Consider the following 13,436-nt stretch of genomic DNA (forward strand, 5'->3'; position numbering starts at 1 on the left):
GGCAATTCCCTTGTCATACGTGGGGCTTTTCATTACCATCCGACAAAATTTTTATAAGTAAAGATTCAACACTTAGTAGACGCCTGATTTAACAGGCCAAAAAGCTGATGGGAGAGGACTGAATGAGCAATGACGGCGTGAATGCAGGCCGGCGTCGCTTCTTGGTAGCAGCCACATCCGTGGTGGGTGCTGCAGGAGCGGTGGGGGCTGCGGTCCCGTTCGTGGGGTCATGGTTTCCCAGTGCCAAGGCGAAAGCCGCAGGTGCACCGGTGAAGGTGAATGTCAGCAAGATCGACCCAGGCCAGCAGATGATTGCTGAGTGGCGCGGTCAGCCGGTCTTCATCGTTCGTCGTACTGAGGAGATCCTGGGGAATCTGAAGAAAATCGAAGGTCAGCTGTCTGACCCCGACTCTAAGAACTCCGACCAGCCCGCCTACGTCGATAAGGAAATCCGTTCGATCAAGCCAGAGATCCTGCTGCTGATCGGTATCTGCACCCACTTGGGTTGCTCGCCTACCTTCCGCCCGGAAGTTGCTCCTGCCGACCTTGGCAAGGATTGGGTCGGTGGCTACTTCTGCCCTTGCCACGGCTCCCATTACGACCTCGCCGGTCGCGTCTACAAGTCACAACCCGCACCACTGAACCTGCCAGTGCCGCCACATCACTACGAGACTGACAGTGTCATTGTCATTGGCGTCGACGAGGGGGAGAAAGCCTGATGAGCAAGTTCATGGATTGGGTGGATGCGCGCTTCCCCGCCACTAAAATGTGGGAAGACCATCTCAGCAAATATTACGCACCAAAAAACTTCAACTTCTTCTACTTCTTCGGCTCGTTGGCGTTGCTGGTGCTGGTCAACCAGATCGTCACCGGTGTGTGGCTGACGATGAGCTACACGCCGTCGGCGGAAGAGGCGTTCGCCTCCGTCGAATACATCATGCGTGACGTCGAGTACGGCTCGATCCTGCGTCTGCTGCACTCCACCGGCGCATCGGCGTTCTTCATCGTCGTGTATATGCACATGTTCCGTGGCCTGCTCTACGGTTCGTACCAGAAGCCACGCGAGCTGGTGTGGGTGTTCGGCATGCTGATCTACCTGGCGCTGATGGCCGAGGCCTTCATGGGCTACCTGCTGCCGTGGGGCCAGATGTCGTACTGGGGCGCCCAGGTGATCATCTCGCTGTTTGGTGCTATCCCGGTGATCGGCAACGACCTGACCCAGTGGATTCGTGGTGACTACCTGATCTCCGGCATCACTCTGAACCGCTTCTTTGCGTTGCATGTCGTTGCATTGCCTATCGTGATTCTGGGCCTGGTAGTACTGCACATCCTGGCGCTGCACGAAGTGGGTTCCAACAACCCCGATGGCGTGGACATCAAAAAGCACAAAGACGAAAACGGCATCCCGCTGGATGGCATTCCATTCCATCCGTACTACACCGTCAAAGACATCGTCGGCGTAGTGGTCTTCCTGTTCATCTTCTGCTCGATCGTGTTCTTTTTCCCGGAGATGGGCGGTTATTTCCTCGAGAAGCCCAACTTTGAACAGGCCAACGCCTTCAAGACGCCTGAGCACATTGCCCCGGTCTGGTACTTCACGCCGTTCTACGCGATCTTGCGGGCGATCCCCGACAAGCTCATGGGCGTAATGGCCATGGGCGCGTCGATTGCGCTGCTGTTCGTACTGCCGTGGCTCGACCGCAGCCCGGTCAAGTCGATGCGCTACAAAGGCTGGCTGAGCAAGATCTGGCTGTGGGTGTTCTGCATTGCATTCGTGATCCTGGGCGTATTGGGCGTATTGGCGCCGACCCCTGAGCGCACGCTGCTGTCGCAGGTCTGCACCTTCCTGTACTTCGCCTACTTCATTCTGATGCCGTTCTACACCCGGCTCGAGAAGACCAAACCGGTTCCGGAAAGGGTGACTGGCTGATGAAAAAGTTATTCGTTGCTTTGATCCTTGCGGCGCTGCCGCTACTGTCCTTCGCGGCCGAGCACGGCGCGGAGCTGGAAAAAGTCGATATCGACGTGTCCGACAAGGCCGCCATGCAAGATGGCCTGCGTACGTTCACCAACTACTGCATGGGCTGCCACAGCGCCAAATTCCAGCGTTACGAGCGGGTTGCCGATGACTTGGGCATTCCCCATGAGGTGATGCTCAGCCACGCCGTGTTCACCGGCGCCAAGATCGGCGACCACATGAACATCGGCATGCAGCCGGCGGATGCCAAGGCCTGGTTCGGCGCTGCGCCGCCCGACCTGACCCTGGTGGCGCGCGTGCGCGGTACCGATTGGCTGTATGGCTACCTCAAATCCTTCTACGAAGACCCGGCGCGCCCTTACGGCGTGAACAACAAAGTCTTCCCGAACGTCGGCATGCCTAACGTTCTGGTCGGCCTGCAGGGTCGCCAAGTGGTAGGATGCAAGCAGGTTCAGGTCGTTGAAGACGGCAAGAAGCAATATGATCCGCTGACCGGCACGCCTCTGACACACGAAGCGTGCGATCAACTGACCATCGTGCCCAAGACCGGTACGCTGAACGAAGAGCAGTTCGACGAGAAGGTCAAGAATCTGGTGACCTTTCTGGCCTACTCGGCCAACCCGGTCAAATTGCAGCATCAGCGCATCGGTACCTATGTGTTGCTGTACCTGGCCTTCTTCTTCGTGTTCGCTTATCTGCTTAAACGCGAATACTGGAAGGATGTGCATTGATCCAACCGTAAGCAATTGCTGTTAATCTTGCGCGCCCAGCGGCATCTCTGAATACGTAGCGGTCTGGTTGAACCAGGCACTACAGGGATGCTCTCTGGGCGCGCTCGTTTTTGAGCTTTCCATAATTTCAACAAGCGAGGAGGACCGCCATGGGCGTGACCAATCGGTTGGCCTGTTACTCCGACCCCGCCGACCACTATTCCCACCGAGTACGCATCGTGCTCGCAGAGAAGGGTGTCAGCGCCGAGATCATCAGTGTGGAGGCAGGTCGTCATCCGCCGAAACTGATCGAAGTGAACCCTTACGGCAGCTTGCCCACCCTGGTCGATCGTGACCTGGCGTTGTGGGAGTCAACCGTGGTGATGGAATACCTGGATGAGCGTTACCCGCATCCCCCTTTGCTGCCGGTGTATCCGGTGGCGCGTGCCAACAGCCGCCTGCTGATCCATCGGATCCAGCGTGACTGGTGCGGGCTGGTGGATGTGATCCTGGATACACGCAGTAAAGAAGCCGTTCGTGTGCAAGCGCGCAAGGAATTGCGCGAGAGCTTGACCGGCGTTTCGCCGCTGTTCGCCGACAAGCCTTTTTTCCTCAGTGAGGAACAAAGCTTGGTGGATTGCTGCCTATTACCCATACTCTGGCGCTTGCCGATCCTGGGCATTGAACTGCCACGGCCGGCCAAGCCGTTGCTTGATTACATGGAGCGCCAGTTTGCGCGTGAGGCTTTCCAGGCGAGTCTGTCTGGTGTCGAACGCGACATGCGCTAAGGCTTAAGGAGCCGCTGATGAACTCCAGTCGACCCTATTTGGTCCGCGCGCTCTATGAGTGGATTGTGGACAACGATTGCACCCCGCACATGCTGGTCAACTCTGAATTTCCCAAGGTTGACGTGCCGCAGGGTTTTGCCAGTGACGGGCAGATCGTACTGAACGTTTCGCCAAGTGCTGTGCGCCACCTGCACATGGACAATGAAGCCGTCAGCTTCGAAGGGCGTTTTGGCGGCGTGCCGCATACGCTGTTCGTGCCGATTGGTGCCATCCTCGGGATCTATGCCCGGGAAAATGGCCAGGGCATGGTGTTTGATCTGGAGTCGCCTTTCGAGGATGACGAAGCGATCGAAGGCGAAGACGGTGATGATGTACCGCCACCGGACTCCGAGCCGCCGCGTCCAAGCGGTCGGCCGAGCCTGAAAGTGGTGAAGTAAGCGGCGTTCACCTTCGTGTGAGCCCTGAAAATGCCTCGGCCTGTGCCGGGGCATTTTTTTGCGTAAAGGATATGGATGAAAGTCGTGTCAGAACGGTGATCGTACAACCGCCATGGGCTATGATGCGGGCTCAAGTTCGCCGAGAAAGATCATTCGTCATGGAAAACGCCAACACCGCCCCTCGTCTTCCCCGCAAGCGCCGCAGCCTTGCCCAGGAATTGGTCACGGTGTTGTCCGAGCAGATCCGTAACGGCCAGCTCAAACGCGGCGACAAGTTGCCCACCGAGTCGGCCATCATGGAAGCCCATGGGGTCAGCCGCACCGTGGTGCGTGAGGCCATCTCGCGCTTGCAGGCGGCGGGCCAAGTGGAAACTCGCCACGGTATCGGCACCTTTGTGCTGGACACACCCAGCCCGAGCGGTTTCCGGATCGACCCGGCCACGGTAGTAACGCTGCGTGATGTGCTGGCGATTCTGGAGCTGCGTATCAGCCTGGAAGTGGAATCCGCCGGCCTTGCCGCGTTGCGCCGCAGTGACGAACAATTGGCCGCGATGCGCGCAGCCCTCGATGCGTTGAATGAAAGCGCGGCCCACGCAGGGGACGCGGTGGCGTCAGACTTCGCGTTCCACCTGGAAATCGCGCTGTCCACCGGCAACCGCTACTTCACCGACATCATGACCCACCTGGGTACCAGCATCATTCCGCGTACCCGCCTGAATTCGGCGCGCCTGGCCCATGATGATCAGCAGCACTACATGGGCCGCCTGAGCCGCGAACACGAAGAGATTTATGAGGCGATTGCCCGCCAGGATTCGGACGCGGCGCGCGCAGCCATGCGCCTGCATTTGACCAACAGCCGTGAGCGGCTGCGCCATGCCCATGAAGAGGCGCAGGCGCAGCGCGGTTAACCGGACAACCGAGCGGTGTCGGGAGTAAATCGATCCAAGTGTGGGAGCGGGCTTGCTCGCGAAAGCGGTGTGTCAGTCTGCACATGCATTCACTGAAAAAACGCCTTCGCGAGCAAGCCCGCTCCCACATTTTGACCTCTTTGGCCTGGAGTTTTGTGTTTACTTAATTGGCCGGTTGGTTGGGCTTGTAGTCCTTGAGCAGCAGGTAAGTGCTCCAACCCCACCAATCATTGGTCCAGTGCTTGTCGTTCAGGTCATTCACGTCCTTGCGGCGCAGCACCTTGTCACCCTCCATCTTGAACAGCGGCGAAAAGTTGTTCGCCGGGTTCTGCGCAGCATTCAGGTCCGGCACATATAACGGTGCCTTGAAGCTGGCCGGGGAGGGCGCGATACCGCTGATAAAGGTCTCGAAGATCTCATCGGCCGACGCCTGTACCGCACGTTTGACCATGGCCCGATTGTCCGCGTCGATCGCATCGAAGTAGCGCTTGTCCCCATAGGCGTGCCATTGATCACCTTTGGCATTGCGTACCTTGAGCCCGAACTTGCTGTCTTCGTCGTGCATGAAGCGGCTGATCAGCGAGCCCAATTCTCCGGGTGTGACCACCGCCGCCAATTGCTTGCGCGGCACGCGCAGGTGGCCAGCTGAAAACAGATCGGTCAAAAAGTGATCGGCAAAGCTGTTCATTGCATACGCCAGTTCCAGTGCCTGGTCGGTGCCGGTCTGGTGCGCGATGACCGCCTGTTGCAGCGCCGCCGTATGGCCGGCCAGGTACGCCGACAGCGCCCATTCGCCAAAGTGGTCGGCGTTGTCTGCGGCCAGCTTCAAGTAACGCCCCAGTGGAATCAGCGCCGAAACCGCACTGCCGCCGCCGGTGATGCGGTTCCATTCCTCGGACAACGTATCACCCAGCGCGTCATAGGCTTCATGGCGTTGTTTGCCGTCACGGATTGCCTGGTTGACTGCGTTGATTTCCTTTTGCATGACCGCGAGGATTTTCCCGGCTTCTTCACGCGAGGCCGGCAGCACCGCCAGCGAGTTGAAGGCGGCGGTAAAGCGTTGCACACGCTCGGTCGGGGAGGCGCCTTCGCTGATGGCCTGGCCGGGAACGCCATAGAAGTCGCCGCCCAGGGCGATTACCTGGCCGTAGGTCAGCGCCAGGCCGTTGGGCAGGTGCAGTTCAACGTGTCGCGCAGGGATCGCCGGGGCCTCCTTGACGAAACGCAGCAGCGTGTCATCGCCGATGGCAGTGTGTTCACCGCCTTCAAAACGTAGGGTGGGTGGTGTTTTTTCGGGGGCTGCGAGTTCAAGACCTGACATGTTAGCTCCTTGCTATGTCGTAGGAATCTTCCGTAATAACTGTATGTATATACAGTTGTTCGGAGCATAGAGGAATAATTTCCTACGTCAAGAAGCTGCGTTTAAACACGTGGTTACGAATGAAGCCGGATGAATTGCTGTTGACGAATCTTTTTATAGTTGTACGATGACGTACGACATCACCAAAACCAACAACAACCTTTCGACAGAAAGTCTTCATCCAGGGTGTTCGAATAATGAATCCACAAGAACTGAAGTCCATCCTCTCCCACGGTCTGCTGTCTTTTCCGGTAACCGATTTCAATGCCCAGGGTGACTTCCACCAGGCGGGCTACATCAAGCGTCTGGAATGGCTGGCCCCTTACGGCGCCACCGCCTTGTTCGCCGCCGGCGGCACCGGTGAGTTTTTCTCCCTGGCCGCCAGCGAATATTCCCAAGTGGTGAAGACTGCTGTTGATACCTGCGCCACCAGCGTGCCGATTCTGGCCGGTGTCGGCGGTTCGACCCGCCAGGCCATCGAATACGCCCAGGAAGCCGAGCGCCTTGGCGCCAAAGGCTTGCTGCTGCTGCCGCACTACCTGACCGAAGCCAGCCAGGACGGCGTCGCCGCCCACGTTGAGGCCGTGTGCAAGTCGGTCAAGATCGGCGTAGTGGTCTACAACCGCAACGTTTGCCGCCTGACTGCGCCCTTGCTCGAACGCCTGGCCGAACGCTGCCCGAACCTGATCGGCTACAAAGACGGCCTGGGCGATATCGAGCTGATGGTGTCGATCCGCCGCCGTCTCGGCGACCGTTTCAGCTACCTCGGCGGCCTGCCGACTGCAGAGGTTTACGCCGCAGCCTACAAGGCCCTGGGCGTGCCGGTGTACTCCTCGGCGGTGTTCAACTTCATCCCGAAAACCGCGATGGACTTCTACCACGCGATTGCCCAGGACGATCACGCCACTGTTGCCAAGATCATCGACAACTTCTTCCTGCCTTACCTCGATATCCGCAACCGTAAAGCCGGTTACGCGGTGAGCATCGTCAAGGCCGGCGCCAAGATTGCTGGTTACGACGCAGGCCCGGTGCGTACGCCACTGACCGACCTGCTGCCGGAAGAATACGAAGCCCTGGCCGCGCTGATCGACAAGCAAGGTCCGCAGTAACTTATCCACAAGGCCGCTGAGCAATCAGCGGCCTTTTGCGTCAGGAGAGAATGTGTGTCCCAAGCCAAACGTTTTGAAAACTACATCAACGGCGAGTGGGTGGCCGGTGCCGACTACTGCAACAACATCAACCCGTCGGAGTTGTCCGATGTCATTGGCGAATACGCCAAGGCTGACGTAGCCCAAGTCAACGCTGCTATCGATGCCGCCCGCGCCGCGTTCCCGGCCTGGTCCACATCCGGCATCCAGGCGCGCCACGATGCACTGGATAAAGTCGGCAGCGAAATTCTCGCCCGCCGCGAAGCGCTCGGCACTTTGCTGGCCCGTGAAGAGGGCAAGACCCTGCCCGAAGCCATCGGCGAAGTGACCCGCGCCGGTAACATCTTCAAATTCTTCGCCGGCGAGTGCCTGCGCTTGTCTGGCGATTACGTGCCTTCGGTGCGCCCGGGCGTGAACGTGGAAGTCACCCGCGAAGCCCTTGGTGTGGTCGGCCTGATCACGCCGTGGAACTTCCCGATTGCCATTCCCGCGTGGAAAATCGCCCCGGCCCTGGCCTACGGCAACTGTGTGGTGATCAAACCGGCCGAACTGGTGCCGGGCTGCGCCTGGGCCTTGGCCGAGATCATTTCCCGCGCCGGTTTCCCGGCCGGTGTGTTCAACCTGGTGATGGGCAGCGGCCGTGTGGTCGGCGATGTGTTGGTCAACAGCCCGAAAGTCGACGGCATCAGCTTTACCGGTTCGGTGGGCGTGGGCCGGCAGATCGCGGTCAGCTGCGTGTCGCGCCAGGCCAAAGTGCAGTTGGAGATGGGCGGTAAAAACCCGCAGATCATCCTCGATGACGCCGACCTCAAGCAGGCCGTCGAACTGTCGGTACAGAGCGCGTTCTACTCCACCGGCCAGCGTTGCACGGCCTCCAGCCGTTTGATCGTCACTGCCGGTATCCACGACCGGTTCGTCGCGGCCATGGCCGAGCGCATGAAGTCGATCAAAGTCGGCCACGCGCTCAAAAGCGGCACTGACATTGGCCCGGTGGTCTCCCAGGCCCAGTTGGACCAGGACATGAAGTACATCGACATCGGCCAAAGCGAAGGCGCGCGGCTGGTCAGCGGTGGCGGCCTGGTGACCTGTGACACCGAAGGCTACTACCTGGCGCCGACGCTGTTTGCCGACAGCGAAGCCGCCATGCGTATCAGCCGTGAAGAGATCTTCGGCCCGGTGGCCAACGTGGTGCGTGTCGCCGATTACGAGGCGGCGCTGGCCATGGCCAATGACACCGAGTTCGGCTTGTCGGCGGGCATCGCCACCACCTCGCTCAAATACGCCAACCACTTCAAACGTCACTCCCAGGCCGGGATGGTGATGGTCAACCTGCCGACCGCCGGCGTGGATTATCACGTGCCGTTCGGTGGCCGCAAGGGTTCGTCCTATGGTTCGCGTGAGCAAGGTCGCTATGCGCAAGAGTTCTACACAGTGGTGAAAACCAGCTACATCGGGTCGTAGGAAATGGCCCGGTAGGCACCGGCTTATGTGGGAGCTGGCTTGCCTGCGATTGCATCACCAGGGTGTAACTGACACACCGTGGTGCCTGTATCGCAGGCAAGCCAGCTCCCACACAAAGCGGTTCCTGCACTTAAAACAGAAATGATTACCCGCAAAAAAAATAATTAGTGGGAGTACTTCTTCATGCAAGCGACCAAGCCGACTCACGTCCGCTATTTGATCCTGCTCATGCTGTTCCTGGTGACCACGATCAACTATGCCGACCGAGCCACTATCGCCATCGCCGGCTCCAGCCTGCAAAAAGACCTCGGCATTGACGCGGTCACCCTCGGTTACATCTTCTCTGCATTCGGTTGGGCCTACGTGGCCGGGCAAATTCCCGGTGGCTGGCTGCTGGACCGGTTCGGCTCGAAAAAAATCTATGCGCTGAGCATTTTCACCTGGTCGCTGTTCACCGTGCTGCAAGGCTATGTGGGTGAATTTGGGGTCTCCACCGCGATTGTGGCGCTGTTCATGCTGCGCTTTTTGGTGGGCCTGGCTGAGGCGCCTTCGTTTCCCGGAAACGCCCGTATTGTGGCGGCGTGGTTTCCTACGGCTGAGCGCGGCACAGCGTCGGCGATTTTCAACTCGGCGCAGTACTTCGCCACGGTGCTGTTTGCACCGCTGATGGGCTGGATCGTCTACACCTTCGGCTGGCAGCATGTGTTTATTGTGATGGGCGGCATCGGCATCCTGTTCTCGCTGATCTGGCTCAAACTTATCCACAGCCCGCGCCAGCATCCGATGATCAACGAGGCCGAGTTCAACCACATCGCGGCCAACGGTGCGATGGTCGACATGGACCAGGACAAAACCAAAGGCCAGAAAACCGACGGGCCGAAGTGGGACTACATCCGCCAACTGCTCACCAACCGCATGATGCTCGGCGTGTACCTGGGCCAGTACTGCATCAATGGCATCACCTATTTTTTCCTGACCTGGTTTCCAGTGTACCTGGTTCAAGAGCGCGGCATGACCATCCTCAAGGCGGGTTTCATTGCCTCGTTGCCGGCGATCTGCGGCTTTATCGGCGGCGTACTCGGCGGCGTGATTTCCGACTACCTGCTGCGCAAAGGCCATTCGCTGACTTTTGCGCGCAAGGCGCCGATCATTGCCGGCTTGTTGGTCTCCAGCAGTATCATCGCGTGTAACTACGTTGACGTTGAATGGATGGTGGTGGGCTTCATGGCTTTGGCCTTCTTCGGCAAAGGCGTTGGCGCACTGGGTTGGGCGGTGGTGTCCGACACCTCACCGAAACAAATCGCCGGGCTCAGTGGCGGCTTGTTCAATATGTTCGGCAACCTGGCGTCCATCAGCACGCCGATCCTGATTGGTTACATCATCGCCACCACCGGCTCGTTCAAATGGGCCTTGGTGTTCGTCGGCGCCAACGCGCTGCTGGCGGTGTTCAGCTATTTGGTGATTGTCGGCCCGATCAAGCGCGTGGTGCTCAAAGAGCCGCCAAGCAAAGGGCCGGAACTGACTAACCTTACCCAAGCGCACTCCTGAGGGGCGATGTAATGCAGTTGATTGAACATGCCGACTCGCCGCGCTCGATCCGTTTGCACGCGCGCGATAACGTGGTGATCGTGGTGAACGACCAGGGCGTGCCGGCCGGCACCGAGTTTCCGGACGGCCTGGTCACCGTGGATTTCATTCCGCAGAGCCATAAGGTCACCCTGGAAGACATCCCCGAAGGCGGTGAGATTATTCGCTACGGCCAGACCATCGGCTACGCGCTGGCGCCGATTCCGCGCGGCAGTTGGGTGCAGGAAGACCAGTTGCGCATGCCCACTGCGCCGCCGCTGGACAGCTTGCCGCTGTCGACCGAGGTGCCTGCCACTCAGGCGCCGTTGGAAGGCTTCACGTTTGAGGGTTACCGCAACGCCGACGGCACCGTCGGCACGCGCAATATCCTTGGCATTACCACCACGGTGCAGTGCGTCACCGGTGTGCTGGACCATGCGGTCAAGCGCATCAAGGACGAGTTGTTGCCCAAGTACCCGCACGTTGACGACGTGGTGGCGCTGACCCACAGCTACGGCTGTGGCGTGGCCATCACTGCCACCGATGCTTATATTCCGATTCGCACCGTGCGCAACCTGGCGCGCAACCCCAACCTGGGCGGCGAAGCGCTGGTGATCAGCCTGGGCTGCGAGAAGTTGCAGGCCGGGCAGGTGATGCACGACAACGACAGTTCCGTCGACCTCAGGGAGCCTTGGCTGTACCGCTTGCAGGACTCCAGCCACGGGTTTACCGAAATGATCGAGCAGATCATGGCGCTGGCCGAAACCCGCTTGAAGAAACTCGACCAGCGCCGCCGGGAAACCGTGCCGGCGTCCGAGTTGATCCTGGGCATGCAATGCGGCGGCAGTGATGCGTTTTCCGGTATCACCGCCAACCCGGCGTTGGGCTATGCCTCGGATTTGCTGTTGCGCGCCGGGGCGACGGTGATGTTTTCCGAAGTCACGGAAGTACGCGATGCCATCTATCTGCTGACGTCGCGCGCCGAGAACAAGGAAGTTGCCCAGGAACTCGTCAGGGAAATGGACTGGTACGACCGTTACCTGGCCAAGGGTGAGGCGGATCGCAGCGCCAACACCACGCCGGGTAACAAGAAGGGCGGGTTGTCGAACATTGTCGAGAAGTCCCTGGGCTCCATCGTCAAATCGGGCAGCAGCGCGATCAATGGCGTGCTGGGCCCGGGTGAGCGGTTCAAGGGCAAGGGCCTGATCTTTTGCGCCACGCCGGCCAGCGACTTTGTGTGTGGCACCCTGCAACTGGCGGCCGGGATGAACCTGCATGTGTTCACCACCGGGCGTGGTACGCCGTATGGGCTGGCGATGGCGCCGGTGGTGAAGGTGTCGACACGCACGGAATTGGCGCAGCGCTGGCCGGACTTGATTGATATCGACGCCGGGCGCATCGCCACCGGGCGCGCGAGCATCGAGGAGTTGGGCTGGGAGCTGTTCCACTTCTACCTGGAGGTGGCCAGCGGCAAGAAACAGACGTGGGCGGAGCAACATAAGCTGCATAACGACATCACCCTGTTCAACCCTGCACCCATTACCTGAGACCGACGACTGATCGTTCCCACGCTCTGCGTGGGAATGCCTCTTTGGACGCTCTGCGTCCGCTGTGAATGGGACGCGGAGCGTCCTGGGCTGCATTCCCACGCAGAGCGTGGGAACGATCCAGGTGAATCTGGCTTATCATTAGTCACCTGACGACACCCACCAAGGTTTTCCCCGGCATGCTGGCTATCTTCCTCACCACCCTGACCATCACCGCGCCGGTGTTTGCCATGCTGTTTTTGGGGGTGCTGCTCAAGCGCATCAACTGGATCAACGACAACTTCATCCACGTTGCATCGTCGCTGGTGTTCAACGTCACCATGCCGGCGCTGCTGTTTCTCGGCATCCTCCACGCCGACCTGCATTCGGCGCTCAAGCCCGGTTTGCTGATCTACTTTGCCGTCGCCACGCTGCTGAGCTTTGCCCTGGCCTGGGGCTGGGCGATCTTTCGCTGCCCGCGTGAAGACCGTGGCATTTATGCCCAGGGCGCGTTTCGCGGCAATAACGGCGTGATCGGCCTGGCGCTGGCGGCCAGCATGTACGGCGACTACGGCATCTCCCTGGGCGCGATTCTCGCGGCGCTGGTGATTCTGTTTTACAACACGCTGTCGACCATCGTGCTGGCGGTGTACAGCCCGGTGATCAAGTCCGACCCGTGGAGCATCTTCAAAAGCGTGATAGCCAACCCGCTGATCATCAGCGTGATCGTCGCTGCGCCGTTCGCGATCTTCAAGATCGGCTTGCCGGGGTGGTTGGAGTCATCCGGGCAGTACCTGGCGGACATGACTTTGCCGCTGGCACTGATCTGCATTGGCGGCACCTTGTCATTGGCGGCCTTGCGCAAAAGCGGCAGCATGGCCTTGAGTGCCAGCCTGGTGAAGATGATCGGCCTGCCGCTGTTCGCGACGCTGGGCGCGTGGCTGCTGGGCTTTCGCGGGCCGGAGTTGGGGATTTTGTTCCTGTATTTCGGTGCGCCGACGGCGGCGGCGAGTTTTGTCATGGCCAGGGCTGCCGAGGGTAACCATGAATTGGCGGCGGCGATTATTGTGATCACCACCTTGATGGCGGCGGTGACCACCAATATCGGGATTTTTGTGTTGCAGGCGGGTGGGTGGATCTAAGGTTTTTGGTGTGCTTGCCTGCGATGGCTATCTAACAGTCACTACCGGTCTGCCTGATACGCCTCAATCACTTCCTGCGCCGCCCGAAACGCATCAATCGCCGCCGGCACACCCGCATACACCGCGCAATGCAGCAGCGCTTCGCGAATCTCTTCCACCGTGCAGCCATTGTTCAGTGCGCCGCGCACGTGGCCCTTGAGTTCCTGTGGGCACTTGAGTGCGGTCAGGGCCGCGAGGGTGATCAGGCTGCGGGTCTTCAAGGGCAAGCCTTCGCGATTCCACACGCTGCCCCAGGCATGTTCGTTGACAAAATCCTGCAGCGGCTGGGTGAACTCGGTGGCGTTGCCCAGGGCGCGATCGACGAACACGTCGCCCATTACCTAGCGACGCATCTCAACTCCGGGCTTTTTCT

Annotated in this window: 13 protein-coding genes; 11 read left to right on the forward strand and 2 right to left on the reverse strand. The window is 59.6% G+C overall.

Annotation, left to right across the window (positions count from 1 at the left end; translation table 11 throughout):
- Window positions 1-122 precede the first annotated feature (122 nt).
- The 6 genes from petA to BLV67_RS01515 all read left to right on the forward strand — a co-directional run bounded on the left by petA (window position 123) and on the right by BLV67_RS01515 (window position 4,821).
- Entirely contained in the window at window positions 123-719 is a 597-nt protein-coding gene (petA, locus tag BLV67_RS01490; protein WP_003216040.1) for a ubiquinol-cytochrome c reductase iron-sulfur subunit, read from the forward strand.
- Window positions 719-1,930, forward strand: coding sequence for a cytochrome b (locus BLV67_RS01495; protein WP_017138268.1), 1,212 nt, complete (start codon window positions 719-721; stop codon window positions 1,928-1,930). The genes petA and BLV67_RS01495 overlap by 1 nt, the downstream gene beginning before the upstream one ends.
- Window positions 1,930-2,709 carry a cytochrome c1 gene (locus tag BLV67_RS01500; protein WP_068932034.1) on the forward strand — a complete coding sequence of 260 codons (780 nt, stop codon included), beginning with the start codon at window positions 1,930-1,932 and terminating at the stop codon, window positions 2,707-2,709. The genes BLV67_RS01495 and BLV67_RS01500 overlap by 1 nt, the downstream gene beginning before the upstream one ends.
- Before the next feature lie 149 nt (window positions 2,710-2,858).
- On the forward strand, window positions 2,859-3,476 hold the full coding sequence (locus BLV67_RS01505) for a glutathione S-transferase N-terminal domain-containing protein (protein WP_017138266.1): 618 nt from the start codon (window positions 2,859-2,861) through the stop codon (window positions 3,474-3,476).
- A gap of 17 nt (window positions 3,477-3,493) precedes the next feature.
- Complete coding sequence (locus BLV67_RS01510) at window positions 3,494-3,913, forward strand: ClpXP protease specificity-enhancing factor (protein WP_069786065.1); 420 nt, start codon at window positions 3,494-3,496, stop codon at window positions 3,911-3,913.
- 158 nt (window positions 3,914-4,071) lie between these two features.
- The gene (locus tag BLV67_RS01515; RefSeq protein ID WP_069786066.1) at window positions 4,072-4,821 is read left to right on the forward strand and encodes a FadR/GntR family transcriptional regulator; all 750 of its coding nucleotides are present in this window, start codon (window positions 4,072-4,074) and stop codon (window positions 4,819-4,821) included.
- A gap of 163 nt (window positions 4,822-4,984) precedes the next feature.
- On the opposite strand, the gene BLV67_RS01520 is transcribed toward BLV67_RS01515, so the two are convergent.
- Complete coding sequence (locus BLV67_RS01520; RefSeq protein WP_069786067.1) at window positions 4,985-6,142, reverse strand: phospholipase; 1,158 nt, start codon at window positions 6,140-6,142, stop codon at window positions 4,985-4,987.
- Between the two features lie 236 nt (window positions 6,143-6,378).
- Between BLV67_RS01520 and kdgD the strand changes: the two genes are divergently transcribed.
- From kdgD to BLV67_RS01545, 5 genes are all read left to right on the forward strand, one after another.
- Window positions 6,379-7,290: a 5-dehydro-4-deoxyglucarate dehydratase gene (kdgD, locus tag BLV67_RS01525; RefSeq protein WP_017138261.1), complete on the forward strand. Its 912-nt coding sequence runs from the start codon at window positions 6,379-6,381 to the stop codon at window positions 7,288-7,290.
- A gap of 54 nt (window positions 7,291-7,344) precedes the next feature.
- On the forward strand, window positions 7,345-8,790 hold the full coding sequence (locus tag BLV67_RS01530; protein ID WP_069786068.1) for an aldehyde dehydrogenase family protein: 1,446 nt from the start codon (window positions 7,345-7,347) through the stop codon (window positions 8,788-8,790).
- A 183-nt stretch (window positions 8,791-8,973) separates the two neighbouring features.
- A complete protein-coding gene (locus BLV67_RS01535; protein WP_069786069.1) occupies window positions 8,974-10,338 on the forward strand; it encodes an MFS transporter in 1,365 nt (454 codons plus the stop codon).
- An 11-nt stretch (window positions 10,339-10,349) separates the two neighbouring features.
- Window positions 10,350-11,903 (forward strand): galactarate dehydratase, encoded by a 1,554-nt coding sequence (gene garD / locus BLV67_RS01540; protein WP_069786070.1) that lies wholly within the window; start codon window positions 10,350-10,352, stop codon window positions 11,901-11,903.
- 179 nt (window positions 11,904-12,082) lie between these two features.
- Complete coding sequence (locus BLV67_RS01545; protein ID WP_017138257.1) at window positions 12,083-13,024, forward strand: AEC family transporter; 942 nt, start codon at window positions 12,083-12,085, stop codon at window positions 13,022-13,024.
- Window positions 13,025-13,065: 41 nt separating this feature from the next.
- Here the strand turns inward: BLV67_RS01545 and BLV67_RS01550 are convergent, their stop codons facing one another.
- Window positions 13,066-13,401, reverse strand: coding sequence for a carboxymuconolactone decarboxylase family protein (locus BLV67_RS01550; RefSeq protein ID WP_244160688.1), 336 nt, complete (start codon window positions 13,399-13,401; stop codon window positions 13,066-13,068).
- Between the last annotated feature and the right edge of the window lie 35 nt (window positions 13,402-13,436).

This window comes from Pseudomonas salomonii (genome assembly GCF_900107155.1).
Lineage (GTDB): Bacteria > Pseudomonadota > Gammaproteobacteria > Pseudomonadales > Pseudomonadaceae > Aquipseudomonas > Aquipseudomonas salomonii.

Excerpts from the sequence above, each read along its gene's own strand:
- petA (WP_003216040.1), top strand. The coding sequence starts at position 123 with ATGAGCAATGACGGCGTGAATGCAGGCCGGCGTCGCTTCTTGGTAGCA.
- BLV67_RS01495 (WP_017138268.1), top strand. The coding sequence starts at position 719 with ATGAGCAAGTTCATGGATTGGGTGGATGCGCGCTTCCCCGCCACTAAA.
- BLV67_RS01500 (WP_068932034.1), top strand. The coding sequence starts at position 1,930 with ATGAAAAAGTTATTCGTTGCTTTGATCCTTGCGGCGCTGCCGCTACTG.
- BLV67_RS01505 (WP_017138266.1), top strand. The coding sequence starts at position 2,859 with ATGGGCGTGACCAATCGGTTGGCCTGTTACTCCGACCCCGCCGACCAC.
- BLV67_RS01510 (WP_069786065.1), top strand. The coding sequence starts at position 3,494 with ATGAACTCCAGTCGACCCTATTTGGTCCGCGCGCTCTATGAGTGGATT.
- BLV67_RS01515 (WP_069786066.1), top strand. The coding sequence starts at position 4,072 with ATGGAAAACGCCAACACCGCCCCTCGTCTTCCCCGCAAGCGCCGCAGC.
- BLV67_RS01520 (WP_069786067.1), bottom strand. The coding sequence starts at position 6,142 with ATGTCAGGTCTTGAACTCGCAGCCCCCGAAAAAACACCACCCACCCTA.
- kdgD (WP_017138261.1), top strand. The coding sequence starts at position 6,379 with ATGAATCCACAAGAACTGAAGTCCATCCTCTCCCACGGTCTGCTGTCT.
- BLV67_RS01535 (WP_069786069.1), top strand. The coding sequence starts at position 8,974 with ATGCAAGCGACCAAGCCGACTCACGTCCGCTATTTGATCCTGCTCATG.
- garD (WP_069786070.1), top strand. The coding sequence starts at position 10,350 with ATGCAGTTGATTGAACATGCCGACTCGCCGCGCTCGATCCGTTTGCAC.
- BLV67_RS01545 (WP_017138257.1), top strand. The coding sequence starts at position 12,083 with ATGCTGGCTATCTTCCTCACCACCCTGACCATCACCGCGCCGGTGTTT.
- BLV67_RS01550 (WP_244160688.1), bottom strand. The coding sequence starts at position 13,401 with ATGGGCGACGTGTTCGTCGATCGCGCCCTGGGCAACGCCACCGAGTTC.